Annotated in this window: 14 protein-coding genes; 9 read left to right on the forward strand and 5 right to left on the reverse strand. The window is 71.6% G+C overall.

Going from position 1 to position 12,837, the window contains the following annotated elements:
* Positions 1 to 203: 203 nt before the first annotated feature.
* A complete protein-coding gene (gene eno / locus ACZ6C6_RS18835; protein WP_469204110.1) occupies positions 204 to 1,484 on the reverse strand; it encodes a phosphopyruvate hydratase in 1,281 nt (426 codons plus the stop codon).
* Positions 1,485 to 1,653: 169 nt separating this feature from the next.
* Here eno and ACZ6C6_RS18840 point away from each other — a divergent pair, with 169 nt between their 5' ends.
* Positions 1,654 to 2,076, forward strand: a complete 423-nt coding sequence (locus ACZ6C6_RS18840) for a MarR family winged helix-turn-helix transcriptional regulator (RefSeq protein ID WP_161211937.1) — start codon at positions 1,654 to 1,656, stop codon at positions 2,074 to 2,076.
* 42 nt (positions 2,077 to 2,118) lie between these two features.
* Here the strand turns inward: ACZ6C6_RS18840 and ACZ6C6_RS18845 are convergent, their stop codons facing one another.
* The gene (locus ACZ6C6_RS18845) at positions 2,119 to 2,667 is read right to left on the reverse strand and encodes a DUF1062 domain-containing protein (protein WP_469204112.1); all 549 of its coding nucleotides are present in this window, start codon (positions 2,665 to 2,667) and stop codon (positions 2,119 to 2,121) included.
* Between the two features lie 251 nt (positions 2,668 to 2,918).
* On the opposite strand from ACZ6C6_RS18845, the gene ACZ6C6_RS18850 reads away from it, so the two are divergent.
* Together ACZ6C6_RS18850 and ACZ6C6_RS18855 are read left to right on the forward strand one after the other, a co-directional pair.
* Complete coding sequence (locus tag ACZ6C6_RS18850; RefSeq protein WP_469204114.1) at positions 2,919 to 3,116, forward strand: hypothetical protein; 198 nt, start codon at positions 2,919 to 2,921, stop codon at positions 3,114 to 3,116.
* 172 nt (positions 3,117 to 3,288) lie between these two features.
* Positions 3,289 to 4,437 (forward strand): serine hydrolase domain-containing protein, encoded by a 1,149-nt coding sequence (locus tag ACZ6C6_RS18855; protein ID WP_469204116.1) that lies wholly within the window; start codon positions 3,289 to 3,291, stop codon positions 4,435 to 4,437.
* Between the two features lie 62 nt (positions 4,438 to 4,499).
* Here ACZ6C6_RS18855 and ACZ6C6_RS18860 read toward each other — a convergent pair whose 3' ends face one another.
* The gene (locus ACZ6C6_RS18860) at positions 4,500 to 5,399 is read right to left on the reverse strand and encodes a D-alanyl-D-alanine carboxypeptidase family protein (RefSeq protein WP_469204117.1); all 900 of its coding nucleotides are present in this window, start codon (positions 5,397 to 5,399) and stop codon (positions 4,500 to 4,502) included.
* 219 nt (positions 5,400 to 5,618) lie between these two features.
* Here ACZ6C6_RS18860 and ACZ6C6_RS18865 point away from each other — a divergent pair, with 219 nt between their 5' ends.
* The 4 genes from ACZ6C6_RS18865 (at position 5,619) to ACZ6C6_RS18880 (ending at position 8,540) form a co-directional block, all read left to right on the forward strand.
* Positions 5,619 to 5,939 (forward strand): hypothetical protein, encoded by a 321-nt coding sequence (locus ACZ6C6_RS18865; RefSeq protein WP_469204119.1) that lies wholly within the window; start codon positions 5,619 to 5,621, stop codon positions 5,937 to 5,939.
* Between the two features lie 35 nt (positions 5,940 to 5,974).
* Entirely contained in the window at positions 5,975 to 6,475 is a 501-nt protein-coding gene (locus ACZ6C6_RS18870) for a GNAT family N-acetyltransferase (protein ID WP_469204121.1), read from the forward strand.
* A 65-nt stretch (positions 6,476 to 6,540) separates the two neighbouring features.
* Complete coding sequence (locus ACZ6C6_RS18875) at positions 6,541 to 7,233, forward strand: GntR family transcriptional regulator (protein WP_469204123.1); 693 nt, start codon at positions 6,541 to 6,543, stop codon at positions 7,231 to 7,233.
* A complete protein-coding gene (locus tag ACZ6C6_RS18880; protein ID WP_469204125.1) occupies positions 7,230 to 8,540 on the forward strand; it encodes an MFS transporter in 1,311 nt (436 codons plus the stop codon). The genes ACZ6C6_RS18875 and ACZ6C6_RS18880 overlap by 4 nt, the downstream gene beginning before the upstream one ends.
* A 67-nt stretch (positions 8,541 to 8,607) precedes the next feature.
* Here the strand turns inward: ACZ6C6_RS18880 and ACZ6C6_RS18885 are convergent, their stop codons facing one another.
* The gene (locus tag ACZ6C6_RS18885; protein WP_469204128.1) at positions 8,608 to 9,432 is read right to left on the reverse strand and encodes a maleylpyruvate isomerase family mycothiol-dependent enzyme; all 825 of its coding nucleotides are present in this window, start codon (positions 9,430 to 9,432) and stop codon (positions 8,608 to 8,610) included.
* Between the two features lie 176 nt (positions 9,433 to 9,608).
* On the opposite strand from ACZ6C6_RS18885, the gene ACZ6C6_RS18890 reads away from it, so the two are divergent.
* A complete protein-coding gene (locus ACZ6C6_RS18890; protein ID WP_469204130.1) occupies positions 9,609 to 10,403 on the forward strand; it encodes a carbon-nitrogen family hydrolase in 795 nt (264 codons plus the stop codon).
* 64 nt (positions 10,404 to 10,467) lie between these two features.
* On the opposite strand, the gene ACZ6C6_RS18895 is transcribed toward ACZ6C6_RS18890, so the two are convergent.
* Entirely contained in the window at positions 10,468 to 10,959 is a 492-nt protein-coding gene (locus ACZ6C6_RS18895; RefSeq protein ID WP_469204132.1) for an LURP-one-related/scramblase family protein, read from the reverse strand.
* A 64-nt stretch (positions 10,960 to 11,023) separates the two neighbouring features.
* Between ACZ6C6_RS18895 and ACZ6C6_RS18900 the strand changes: the two genes are divergently transcribed.
* A complete protein-coding gene (locus ACZ6C6_RS18900; protein WP_469204134.1) occupies positions 11,024 to 12,829 on the forward strand; it encodes an NHL domain-containing thioredoxin family protein in 1,806 nt (601 codons plus the stop codon).
* Positions 12,830 to 12,837: the final 8 nt, after the last annotated feature.

Genomic DNA, 12,837 nt, shown 5'->3' on the forward strand with positions numbered 1-12,837 from the left:
GTGAACGCCGAGATGATCCAGATCACCAGCAGGGCGAGAAAGACGACGACGATGATCGTGGGAAGCGCTGACACCCTGGTCCCCCTTGGGGTCGTGTGACCGTTCCTACCGTGGCCCCTGAGGCTCACGAGGCTCAAGGGGCCGGGACCGACCGGATGTTACGCGCCTGCGGCAAGGGCTGCCAGGGGCCCGTCACGCCCTGCTCACCGGCGGCGCAGCGCCTCCGTGCCCGCGTATCGGGCGCTCGCGCCCAGTTCCTCCTCGATGCGGATCAGCTGGTTGTACTTCGCGGTGCGGTCGGACCTGGACAGGGAGCCCGTCTTGATCTGGCCGCAGCCCGTGGCGACCGCCAGGTCCGCGATCGTGGTGTCCTCCGTCTCGCCCGAGCGGTGCGACATGACGACCGTGTAGCCGGCCCGGTGCGCGGTGGAGACCGTGGTCATCGCCTCCGTCAGCGTGCCGATCTGGTTGACCTTCACCAGGACCGAGTTGGCGACCCCGGAGGCGATGCCCTCGCGGAGCAGCGCGTCGTTCGTGCAGAACACGTCGTCGCCCGTCAGCTGGCAGCGGTCGCCGACGCGGGCGGTCAGCTCGCGCCAGCCGTCGAGGTCGTCCTCGGCCATCGCGTCCTCGACCGACACGACCGGGTAGGCGTCGATCAGCTTCACCAGGTAGTCCGCGTGCTGCGCGGGGGTGCGGCGTACGCCTTCGCCCGCGTAGTCGTACACCCCGTCGCGGAAGAACTCCGACGTTGCCGGGTCCATCACGAGCCCGATGTCCGTGCCCGGCCGGTACCCCGTGCGCTCGACGGCCGCCACGACGAAGTCCAGCGCCTCTTCCGCCGTACGGAGGGACGGCGCGAAGCCGCCCTCGTCCCCGACGCCCGTCGAGTGGCCGGCGGCGAGCAGATCGCGGCGCAGGGTGTGGAAGACCTCCGAGCCCATGCGGACCGCCTCCGCGAAGGTCTCCGCGCCGATCGGGGCGATCATGAACTCCTGGAAGTCCAGCGGATTGTCGGCGTGGGCGCCCCCGTTGACGATGTTCATCATCGGTACGGGCAGCAGCCGGGCGTCCGACCCGCCCAGGTACCGGTAGAGCGGCAGGCGGTGGGCGGCCGCCGCGGCCTTGGCGGCGGCCAGCGAGACGCCCAGGATCGCGTTGGCGCCGAGCCGGGACTTCGTGGCGGTGCCGTCCGCCGCGACGAGCGCGGCGTCCAGCCCGGCCTGGTCCTCCGCGTCCCGGCCGGTGACGGCCTCGGTGAGCTCGGTGTTGACGTGGCGCACCGCCCGGTCGACGCCCTTGCCGTGCCAGCGGGCCGGGTCGCCGTCGCGCAGCTCCACGGCCTCGCGGGCACCGGTCGACGCTCCGGAGGGGACCGCGGCCCGGCCGAGCGAGCCGTCCGACAGGACCACGTCCACCTCGACGGTGGGGTTGCCCCGGCTGTCCAGGACGCGGCGGCCGGTGACGGAAGTGATGGCGGTCATGGGAGTCCTTCCCGTTGTCGCGTGCCGCGGTCCGGCTGCGACGACGGTGGCGCGGGACCCGGCGTCCATGACTCTACAGCAATGCTGTTCAGTAAAGCTGTGTAGTTACGCTGAACAGTTCTGCTGTGCAGTCCCCGGTCCTGTTGCCGCCCCCGCGTTAAAGTGCGGTATGCCCCTCCCGGAATCCGCCTCCATCGCCGCCGAGCTGCGTACAGCGATGGGCAAGCTCACCCGCCGCGTGAAGCTTGAGGACCAGATGCCGCTCGGCCAGGTGGCCGTGCTCGGCGAGCTGGACCGCAACGGCGCCCTGACCACCAGCGAGCTCGCCGCCAACCAGCGGGTGCGGCCGCAGTCCATGGCGCGCGCGGTCGGGCTGCTGATGGACCAGGGGCTGATCACCCGCCGCGCCCACCCCACGGACGGCCGCAAGAGCCTGGTCGAGCTGTCGGCCGCCGGGCGCGCCCTCCTGGAGGAGGAGCGGGAGCGCCGGGCCGACTGGCTGGCCCGCGCGATCGACGCGGAACTGAGCGAGGAGGAGCGGGCGTTGCTGGCCCGCGCGATCGGGCTCGTCGGGCGGCTGGCCGCGCACTGAGGGCGGGGGCCGGCGCCCTCGCGGAAACCGGCCCCCGCCGCCTCACCGCTTCAGCAGAAAGCCGAAACCGGTCGTCGTCCGCCCGGTCAGGCGGACCGGCGAGACGAGCTTCCCCTCGGCCATCAGGCGTTCCGTCTCACCCCGCGAGAGGCCGAAGCCGTCCGCCACCAGGCGCAGCGGGCGTACGGGGACGGGCGCGTCGAAGCGGACCGACACCTCGGCCACCTCGCGGTCCAGATGATCCGCGCCCCCGGTGTCCAGGCGCCAGGCGCCCGTCCAGTCCAGGGCGATGCGGTTGCGGCGCCGCACGACGCCGTCCCGGAGGAGTTCGCCCGCGAGGACCGGGTCGTTGGCGTGCATCCGGTCCAGCAGCTCAGGACGTACGGAGCGGACGTGCGCGCGCTCCAGGATCGTGAGCTTGGTGGTGTCCCCGCACCCCGTGCAGAGCGCGAGGAGCCAGGCGTCGAGGAGTTTGTGGTTCGCGTTGACGCGGAACTTGCCGTGCGCCCGGAAGGTGCCGGACGCGCAGGCGTGGCAGCGGCGCAGGACGAGGGGCAGGCGTGTGGGCATGACGGCCCAATGGGTGAGCACAGGTGTACACCGGTTTCCGTGTGAGAAATCCGCAGCGGGAAGCGGCACGGCGCACAGGGTGCGACGCGCGGCCGGTCAGCAGTGGGGAGGTCTCACGCGATGTACAACGGAACGCCCTTTCAGGGGACGGCAGATGCGGAGCAGCGCCGCGAACGGCGGGGCCCGGCTGGACGGTAGCGGGCCGGGCCGGGGGCTGCCACCGGATTTCTCCGGGCGGCCTCGGCGACCAAATGCCCCGATCCTTGGGGTCGTTGTCACTGGGCGCGTGCTCCGAGCACGGGTACCGCGCGTCGGACCGCGGCATCGTGGTCTTCGACGCCACCACGTTCCGCCACACGTGGGTGCTGCCCGACCACTCCGGACGGTCGGTCCCGAAGGTCACCGGGTTCTGGCACGGCGCCCTGTACGGCGGGGTGGAGGGGGCGCGGTCCATTCCGGCCGTGGGCTGATGAGGGCCGACGGGGCGGCCGATGCGGGGGAGAGCCCCCGCGTGCTCCGGGGGGTGGCCGTTGCGGCACCCCGGGGGGCCATGGGATGGCCCAGCCCCCCTGTGGCTGGTGCGATGGGGGCCCGCCACCGGCTACGGCGTACCACCGTGCCGGCACAGAGAAACGGATCACCATGCGTGCATTACTACGGCGACGCCGGGGCATCGCCGTCCTGGCCGGTCTGACCGCCGTTCTCGTCACCACAGCGGCCGGGCTGCCCGCGACGGCCGCGCCACCGCACCCTGCGGACGCGCTCCAACGGCAGGTCGACGCGATCCATGAGACGGGGGCTCTGGGCGTGCTGGCCGAGGTGGCCGGGCCGGGCGGCCGGTCCTCCGCACGCGCCGGGGTGGCCGTGGCGGGCAGCAGGAAGCCCATGCCCTGGAACGGCAGGTTCCGGATCGGCAGTGCCACCAAGACCTTCACCGCCGCGGTCGTCCTGCAACTCGTCGGGGAAGGACGCGTCTCCCTGGACGACACCGTCGAGCGGTGGCTGCCGGGCGTCGTCCGGGGGCACGGCAACGACGGGCGTCTCATCACTGTCCGACAGCTGCTGCACCACACCAGCGGTCTCAGGGAGGTGGCACCCGAGGTGGCGGCGCTGAACAGCGCGGCAGGCTACCGCGCCGAGCGATTCCGTACGTACACCCCGGACGAACTGGTCCGGCTCGCCGTCAGCGACGCACCCAAGTTCCCGCCCGGCGAGGGGTGGTCGTACTCGAACACCAACTACGTTCTCGCCGCGATGATCGTGGAGAAGGCCACCGGCCGGAGCTGGGCCCATGCGGTGGAGGCGCGCATCATCCGGCCGCTGGCCCTGAGCGGCACCTCCGTGCCCGATGCCTCTCCCTCGATCCCCGGACCGCACGCCCACGGCTACGCGGCGTTCGGCACCGAAGAGGTCACCGACGTCACGGCACTCGACCCGAGCATGGCAGTCGGCTCCGGTGCGGTCGTCAGCACGGCCCGTGACCTGAACCGCTTCTACGCCGCGCTGCTCGGCGGCAGGCTGCTCGCGCCCGCGCAACTGGCCGAGATGACCGACGCGGAGTACGCGCCCGAGCTCGGCGCGGGCTACGGACTGGGCCTCGCCGAGATCCCGCTGACTTGCGGCGGGACCTTCTTCGCCCACCGGGGCGAGCTGCTCGGCTACACCACCTGGGCCGGTGCCGCACGGGGCGGCGGGCGCGGCGCGGCGGTCTACATCAACAGCGACGGCGGCCCGGGTACGGAGAAGGCCATGCTCGCGCTCATGGACCAGGAGCTGTGCGAGGCGCCCTGACGCCGGGAAGGCAAGGGGCCCCGCACACCACGGTGTGCGGGGCCCTTCGCGTACCGGACGGGCTACTTCTTGAAGCCGTAGTCCATCAGCTTCTTCGCGTCCGACGTGCGGTTCGTCTCCGAGGACGAGGTCAGGACCGTGCCGATCACCGTCTTGCCCTTGCGGGTCGCGGCGAACACCAGGCAGTACTTGGACGCCGGGCCGGAGCCCGTCTTCACGCCGATCGCGCCGCTGTACGTGCCCAGCAGCTTGTTGGTGTTGGTCCACGACATGTAGCGGTAGCCGCCGCTCTTCGTCGTGACCTTCTGCTTGGTCGACTTCGTCTTCACGACCGTGCGGAACGTGGAGTACTTCATCGCGCTGCTGGCGAGCTTCGTCAGGTCGCGCGGGGTCGAGTAGTTGGACCCGTTCCCTATGCCGTCGAACGAGTCGAAGTGCGTGTTCTTCAGGCCGAGGGTCTTGGCGGTGCTGTTCATCTTGCCGATGAACGACTTCACCCGCGCCGCGCGCGTGGAGCCGGAGCCGAACTTGTCCGCCAGCGCGTAGGCGGCGTCGCAGCCCGACGGCAGCATGAGGCCGTAGAGCAGCTGGCGCACGGTGACCTTGTCGCCCACGATCAGGCGTGCCGAGGACGCGCCCTTGGAGACGATGTAGTCGCTGTACGCCTTCTGGATCGTGACCTTGGAGTCCAGGTTCAGGCCCTTCTGGGCCAGCACCACGCGCGCGGTCATGATCTTCGTCGTCGATCCGGTGGAGCGGCGGGTGTCCGCGGCCTTGGTGAACAGCGTCTTTCCGGTGCCGTTGTTCATCACGAAGCCGCCCTTGGCGACGATCGAGGGCGCCTTGGGCGTGGCTGCCTGTGCCGTGGAGGCGAACGCGCCGCCCGCGATCAGGGCGCCCGTGGTGAGGGCCACTGTGACGGTCGCAGAACCGCGCCTTATGCCCTTAATGCCGAGTTTCAAAGTGAACGCTCCAAATGCCCCTGAAGGGCGGCCACATGAGGGGGCCGCCGCGCTGATAAGACGGACGACCGCACCGCATGGTTGGGCCCACGCGCGGGTGATTTTTTACGACATCCAGGGGCGGTGGGGCGGCCCGCGGCGTTCGCGGGGCGAGAACGCGTGGTGGCCAGGGGCTACCATCGGCGTCACATCCGAGCGCCCCACAGGCCGGAGGTCACCGTGGACGATGTCGTACGCGCGCAGGAGTCCGTCAGGGCATACGGCGAACTCCTCGCCCTCGCCGAGCGCCTGGAGGCGCTGCGGCAGCTGGGCGAGGACGGCGTCGAGGCGCATACGACGGCCGCGCTGCACGCGGTCCGCTTCGCAGCGACGATCCTCTGGCGGACGGTGCCCGACGTGCCGGAGCCGGACTACCGCCAGGACGAGGAGCGGCTGCTCGAACTGGCCGCGCACTGGCGCGAGGCGGCGCTGGGCCTCGGCGAGTTCGCGCCCCCGCGCCCGACGCTGCGGCTGGTGGAGAACGACGGGTCGTCCGCCTAGGGTCTGTTTGGCGCGCTGGGATAGCGTCCCCCCGCATGACCCCTGTTCTGCGCAGTGAGCGCCTGGTCCTCGAACCGTATGAACCCGCCGACGAGGAGGCGTTCGTCGCCCTCTTCCTGGACCCCCGAGTCTCCCGGTGGATGGGCGACGGGCCCTGGTCCGAGGAGCAGTACCGCACCACGTTCTCCCGCATTTTCACGCACGCCTACGGCAGTGCGGGCTTCGACGTCTGGGCCGTGCGCCGGGACGGCCGGACGGTCGGCCACGCGGAGATCAAACCGGCCAAGGCCGTCGAGGGCCACGAGCTGATCTACGGCCTCGCGCCCGAGGAATGGGGCCAGGGCCTCGGCACGGAACTGGCGCGGACGATCGTCGCCTACGGCTTCGAGGCGCTGGGCCTGGACCAGGTGTACGCGACCGTGGCCGAGCCGAACGCGGCCTCGCTCGCGGCCCTGCGCAAGGTGGGGTTCCAGCACGTCAGGGACATCACCGAGGAGGACGGCGGCACGACCCTGCTGCTGGTCCGCGAGCGGTAACCGGCCCGGCGCCCACATCGTGGACGGGCCGGCGCTTGCGTGCATGTTGTATCTATGCTGTACGCATGCCAGCCCCCGCTCCCTCCACAGCACCCGGCCCTGCCCCCGTGACCCCGCCCGCGAAGCAGCCCCCGGCCGCCGAGCGCGTCTACACACACGTCAAGGACGCCGTCCTGGACCGCCGCTACGAGGGCGGCACCCTGCTCACCGAGGGCGGCCTCGCCGAGGCCGTGGGGGTCTCGCGCACACCGGTGCGCGAGGCGCTGCTGCGCCTGGAGGTGGAGGGGCTGATCAAGCTCTACCCGAAGAAGGGCGCCCTGGTGCTCGCCGTCTCCGCCCAGGAGATCGCGGACGTGGTGGAGACCCGGCTGCTGGTCGAGGAGTTCGCCGCCCGCAGGGCGGTGCCCGCATCGCCGCGGCTGATCAGCCGGCTGGAAGCGCTCCTGGAGGAGCAGCGGCAGTTCTCCGACGCCGGCGACCTGGCCACCGTCTCCGTGAAGGACCGCTGCTTCCACGCCGAGATCGTCCGCCACGCGGGCAACGAGATCCTGTCCCGCCTCTACGACCAGCTGCGCGACCGTCAGCTGCGGATGGGGGTCGCCGTCATGGAGGCCCACCCGGACAGGATCGCCGCCAACATCGCGGAGCACGGCGAGCTGCTGGAGGCCATCAGGGCCGGTGACGCGGACGGTGCCGCCCAGGTCGTGCGCCGTCACGTCGGCCGGGTCAAGGTGCTGGTCCGGGGTGAGGACCGGTGAGTTCCGCCGCCGCGCCCACCCTGCCCCTGCCCGGTGACCCGCCCGGCGGCCGTCGCGCCGCCTGGGTCTGGGGCATCGGCGTCGCCGTCTACTTCGTCGCCATTATCTTCCGGACCAGCCTCGGCGTCGCCGGACTCGACGCCGCCGACCGGTTCGACGTCAACGCCTCGGCGCTCTCCACCTTCTCCATCCTCCAGCTGCTCGTGTACGCGGGCATGCAGATACCCGTCGGCCTGATGGTCGACCGGCTCGGCACCAAGCGGGTGCTGACCCTCGGGGCGGTCCTGTTCACCCTCGGCCAGCTCGGCTTCGCGCTCTCCCCCTCGTACGGCACGGCGCTCGCCTCCCGCGCGCTGCTGGGATGCGGCGACGCGATGACGTTCATCAGCGTGCTCCGGCTGGGTACGCGCTGGTTCCCGGCCCGGCGCGGTCCGCTGATCGGCCAGGTCGCCGCCCTCTTCGGGATGGCGGGCAACCTGATCTCCACGCTGGTCATCGCCCGCGCCCTGCACGGCTTCGGCTGGACGACCACCTTCGTCGGCAGCTCGCTGGCCGGGGTCGTGGTGCTGGTGCTGCTCCTGCTCTTCCTCAAGGACCACCCCGAGGGCTACGAGCCGCCGCCCGCGCAGCACGCCGGCGGGGCGTACGTGCGCAAGCAGATCGCCGCCTCCTGGCGGGAGCCCGGGACCCGGCTCGGGATGTGGGTGCACTTCACCACGCAGTTCCCGGCGATGGTGTTCCTGCTGCTGTGGGGCATGCCGTTCCTGGTCGAGGACCAGGGGCTCGGCCGGGGGACCGCCGGTGAGCTGCTGACCCTGGTGGTCCTCTCGAACATGGCGCTGGGGCTCGTCTACGGGCAGGTGATCGCCCGTCACCACGCGGCCCGCGTCCCGCTCGCCCTCGGCACGGTCGGCACCACGGCCACGCTGTGGGCGGTGACGATCTTCCACCCCGGGGACCACGCGCCGATGTGGCTGCTGGTCGTCCTGTGCGTGGTGCTCGGGGCGTGCGGGCCCGCCTCGATGATCGGCTTCGACTTCTCCCGCCCGGCCAACCCGCCGGAGCGCCAGGGAACCGCGTCCGGCATCGTCAACATGGGCGGCTTCATCGCCTCGATGACCACCCTGCTGGCGGTCGGCGTGCTGCTGGACGCGACCGGTGACAACTACCGGGTGGCGTTCTCGTCGGTCTTCGTCCTGGAGGCGCTGGGCGTCACGCAGATCCTGCGGCTGCGCGCGAGGGCCGCGCGCCGTGAGCGTGATCACCATGTGATCAGCCGGGTGGAAGCGGTGCACGTTCCGGCGTGATCCGGTCCCGAACGGCGGCGCGCCCGTCCCCCACCTGGGGGCGGGCGCCGCTGTGTGCCGGGGGCTTCTACGGGGTGACGGCGAAGTGCTGGAGGATGGCGTCGGCCAGCTCCTGGTCGCCCTCGGTCTTGATCCGGTCCGCCACGGCGGCGGGCCGCACCCGGCCGCAGGCCAGCCGTACGTACGTCTCCCAGTCCATGGACAGCGTCGCGGCGGGCCCGAGCGACGGGGCGACGTCCAGCGAACCGCGCCCCTCGGCGTCCACCCGTACCGTACGCATGAACTCCAGCGGCCCGTGGACGTCCAGCACCACGGCGGAACTGGCCGGTGCGCCCGCGCTCTTGGCCACCACCTTCGGCAGCCCCAGCAGCAGGATGTCCCGGGCGACCAGGGCGCCGGGGGAGTCCAGGTTGCCGGGCCTGCCCAGGGCCGTCCGCAGATCCTGCTCGTGGACCCAGACGTCGAACGCGCGCATCCGCAGCGCCGTCTCCAGGGTCTGCTCGGCGCCCAGCGGCGCCCGCACCATCGTTTCCGGGTCCCGCGTCTCGTTCCGCAGCTGCCGGGCGCGGCGGATGATCGTGTACTCCAGCTCGGAGGTCATCTCCGGCGCGGTGTGGTGGCGCCTGACGTCGACCTGCATCTCCATGTAGCGGGCGAACTCGCTCTGCACGTGGAACAGGTCGCGCGGCAGGGTGTGGATCGGGCGCGGGTCGCCGAGCTGTTCGCACTCCATGCCGATGATGTGCGAAACGATGTCGCGCACGGACCAGTTGGGGCAGGGCGTGCGGCCGTTCCACTCCCCCTCGGCGAGCGGGCTCACCAGCTCGGCTATGGACTCGATGGAGTGGGTCCAGGCGTCGGCGTAGGTCTGGAGGCTGGGATGGACGGTCACGGGACCCCTCGTGCGGTTCGGTGCATGGGCAACTGGGCGCGGACGGTCGGGCTGCGGGCTGCGGACAGCAATGAGGTTCGGTGGCTAAGTTACGCTGCGAGCAGGCACCCCGGCAGTGCTTTCGTGTGACGATCGTAGGCCGGTGTTGACGGCTCGAATGCCAGGACGGTGGTAGTGTGCGCGCCTCCCTCATCCAGATCGCAGTAGACCCGGACGAACCCGTCGATTCCCGCAGGGAACGCGCCGCCTCCCTGGTGGCCTCGCAGCGGGGCGCGGATCTGGTGGTCCTGCCCGAACTATGGCCGGTAGGAGCCTTCGCCTACACGGCCTTCGAGGACGAGGCAGAGCCACTGACGGGCCCGACCCATGAGGTGATGGCCAAGGCCGCCGCCGATGCCGGGGTCTGGCTGCACGCCGGTTCCTTCGTGGAACGGGCCGGGGACGGCACCCTCTACAACACCACGCTCGTCTTCTCCCCCGAGGGCGAGCGGGCCGCCGCCTACCGCAAGATCCACCGCTTCGGCTTCGACCAGGGCGAGGCCGTCATGATGGGGGCCGGCCAGGATCTGGTCACCGTCCCCCTCCCGCAGACCACGCTCGGCCTCGCCACCTGCTACGACCTCCGCTTCCCGGAGCTCTTCCGGGGCCTGGTCGACGCCGGTGCCGAAACCCTCGTCGTCGCGGCCGGCTGGCCGGAGCGCCGCCGCGCCCACTGGACCCTGCTCGCCCAGGCCCGCGCCGTCGAGAACCAGTCGTACGTCCTCGCCGTCGGCTCCGCCGGTACCCACGCGGGCATCCAGCAGGCCGGGCATTCCCTCGTCGTGGACCCCTGGGGCGAGGTGCTCGCGGAGGCGGGCGCGGACGAGGAGGTGCTGACCGTGGAACTGGACCCGGCCAAGGTCCCGGCGACCCGGGAGCAGTTCCCGGCCCTGAAGGACAGGCGGCTCGGGCTGGCCGCGCCGACGATCTGACACGCAAAGGGCCCTGTTTCACGGTTTCACGTGAAACAGGGCCCTTTGGCTGCAAGGCGTGCGGTCAGTCGTCGTGCTCCTTCTCCGCGAGCACGATCACGCACACCGCCACCGCGATCAGCAGCGACGCGTCGGCGTCGTCCCGCACGATGTCGACGCCGTACGTGTCCCGGAGGGACAGCCAGCGGCGGGAGATCTGGGCCAGGAGTTCACCGTCGTAGTCGATCGCGAACTCGCGGTCCAGGATCTTGCCGCTGACGTCCAGCTCGGTGCCGTCCGCCAGGGTCACCCGGTAGTGGTTCCGCAGCAGCGAGAGGTGCTTCTTCTTGACCTTGGCGAGCTGCTCGCCGTCCCGCTCGATCAGCATCGTGTCGCGCAGGCTCAGGAGCTTCTGGCGGATCTCCACGAGGATCCGGCCCTGCGCGTCCTTCAGCTCGAAGGTGTCCCGCACCCGCATGGCCTTGCCGTCGACCAGGAAGACCTTGCGGCCGTCCGCGTCTTCGATCCAGTAGTCGTCACCGATGCCGAAAATGCGCTCCCGCACGAGAAGTCTCATGGCTCACAGGTTCCCCGAGCCGCCTGTGGAATGCGGGGACGCCACGGTGATGTTGACTGGTGTCATGGCAACACGTGCGCGCGTCAGGGCCCCCGAACTCATCGGCAAGGGCGGCTGGCTCAATACAGGCGACCGGCAGTACACCCTCGCTGACCTGCGAGGACGCATCGTCATCCTCGACTTCTGGACCTTCTGCTGTGTGAACTGCCTGCATGTCCTCGATGAGCTGCGCGAGCTGGAGGAGAAGCACCGCGACACCGTCGTGATCATCGGCGTCCACTCGCCGAAGTTCGTGCACGAGGCGGAGCACCAGGCCGTCGTGGACGCGGTCGAGCGGTACGAGGTCCACCACCCGGTCCTCGACGACCCCGAGCTGGCCACCTGGAAGCAGTACGCCGTACGCGCCTGGCCCACGCTCGTCGTCATCGACCCCGAGGGCTATGTCGTCGCCCAGCACGCCGGTGAGGGCCACGCCCACGCCATCGAGAAGCTGGTCGAGGAGCTGGAGGCGGAGCACGCGGCGAAGGGCACCCTGCGGCGCGGCGACGGACCGTACGTGGCGCCGGAGCCGGTCGCCACGCATCTGCGGTTCCCCGGCAAGGCGCTGCTCCTCGCGGACGGAGGCTTCCTGGTCTCCGACACCACCCGGCACCGGCTGGTCGAGCTGGACCCGGACGGCGAGACCGTGCGCCGGCACTTCGGGTCGGGCGAGCGCGGATTCGCGGACGGCGGGCCCGACCAGGTCCGTTTCAGTGAGCCCCAGGGGCTCGCCCTGCTGCCCGACGGGCGGATCGCGGTCGCCGACACCGTCAACCACGCCCTCCGCGCCCTCGACCTCACGACCGGGGAGACCACCACCCTCGCCGGCACCGGCCGCCAGTGGTGGCAGGGGGCGCCCTCCAGCGGCCCGGCCCGCGAGGTGGACCTCTCCTCGCCGTGGGACGTCGCCTGGTTCGACGGCAGGCTCTGGATCGCCATGGCCGGGGTGCACCAGCTGTGGACGTACGACCCCGGGAACGGCACCGTGCGGGTCGCCGCCGGGACCACCAACGAAGGCCTGGTCGACGGGCCCTGCGCGGAGGCGTGGTTCGCCCAGCCGTCCGGCCTCGCGGCGACCGAGGAGCGGCTGTGGATCGCCGACTCGGAAACGTCCGCGCTCCGCTGGGTCGACCGCGAGGGCGCCGTGCACACCGCCGTCGGCACCGGCCTCTTCGACTTCGGCCACCGGGACGGCGCCGCCGGGCAGGCCCTGTTCCAGCACCCCCTCGGCGTCACCGCCCTGCCCGACGGGTCCGTCGCCGTCTGCGACACGTACAACCACGCGCTGCGCCGGTACGACCCGGCGAGCGGTGAGGTCACCACGCTGGCCACGGATCTGCGTGAGCCCAGCGACGCCGTGCTGGTGGACGGCGACCTCGTCGTCGTGGAGTCCGCCCGGCACCGGCTGACCCGGCTGCGGCTCCCCGAGGAGGCGGTCCGCGTCGCCGAACAGGCGCACCGCACGCAGCGGGCCGCCACCGAGGTCGCCCCCGGCGCGCTCCGGCTCGACGTCGTCTTCCAGGCGCCGGCCGGGCAGAAGCTGGACACCCGGTACGGTCCTTCGACGCGGCTGCTGGTCTCCTCGACCCCGCCCGGGCTGCTGGCCGAGGGCGAGGGCGCCGGCACCGACCTCTTCCGTGACCTGGTCCTCGCGGACGGCGTCACCGAGGGCGTCCTGCACGTCTCCGCGATGGCCGCGTCCTGCGACGACGACCCCGCCAACGAATACCCGGCCTGCCACGTCCACCAGCAGGACTGGGGCGTCCCCGTCCGCGTCACGGAGGGCGGCGCGGCCCGGCTGCCGCTGGTGCTCGCGGGGATGGACGCTTAGGGCCTTCC

The organism is Streptomyces sp. NPDC041814 (genome assembly GCF_055590565.1).

Coding starts and splice junctions, on each gene's coding strand:
- eno (WP_469204110.1), bottom strand. CDS start 1,484: ATGACCGCCATCACTTCCGTCACCGGCCGCCGCGTCCTGGACAGCCGG.
- ACZ6C6_RS18840 (WP_161211937.1), top strand. CDS start 1,654: ATGCCCCTCCCGGAATCCGCCTCCATCGCCGCCGAGCTGCGTACAGCG.
- ACZ6C6_RS18855 (WP_469204116.1), top strand. CDS start 3,289: ATGCGTGCATTACTACGGCGACGCCGGGGCATCGCCGTCCTGGCCGGT.
- ACZ6C6_RS18870 (WP_469204121.1), top strand. CDS start 5,975: ATGACCCCTGTTCTGCGCAGTGAGCGCCTGGTCCTCGAACCGTATGAA.
- ACZ6C6_RS18875 (WP_469204123.1), top strand. CDS start 6,541: ATGCCAGCCCCCGCTCCCTCCACAGCACCCGGCCCTGCCCCCGTGACC.
- ACZ6C6_RS18895 (WP_469204132.1), bottom strand. CDS start 10,959: ATGAGACTTCTCGTGCGGGAGCGCATTTTCGGCATCGGTGACGACTAC.
- ACZ6C6_RS18900 (WP_469204134.1), top strand. CDS start 11,024: ATGGCAACACGTGCGCGCGTCAGGGCCCCCGAACTCATCGGCAAGGGC.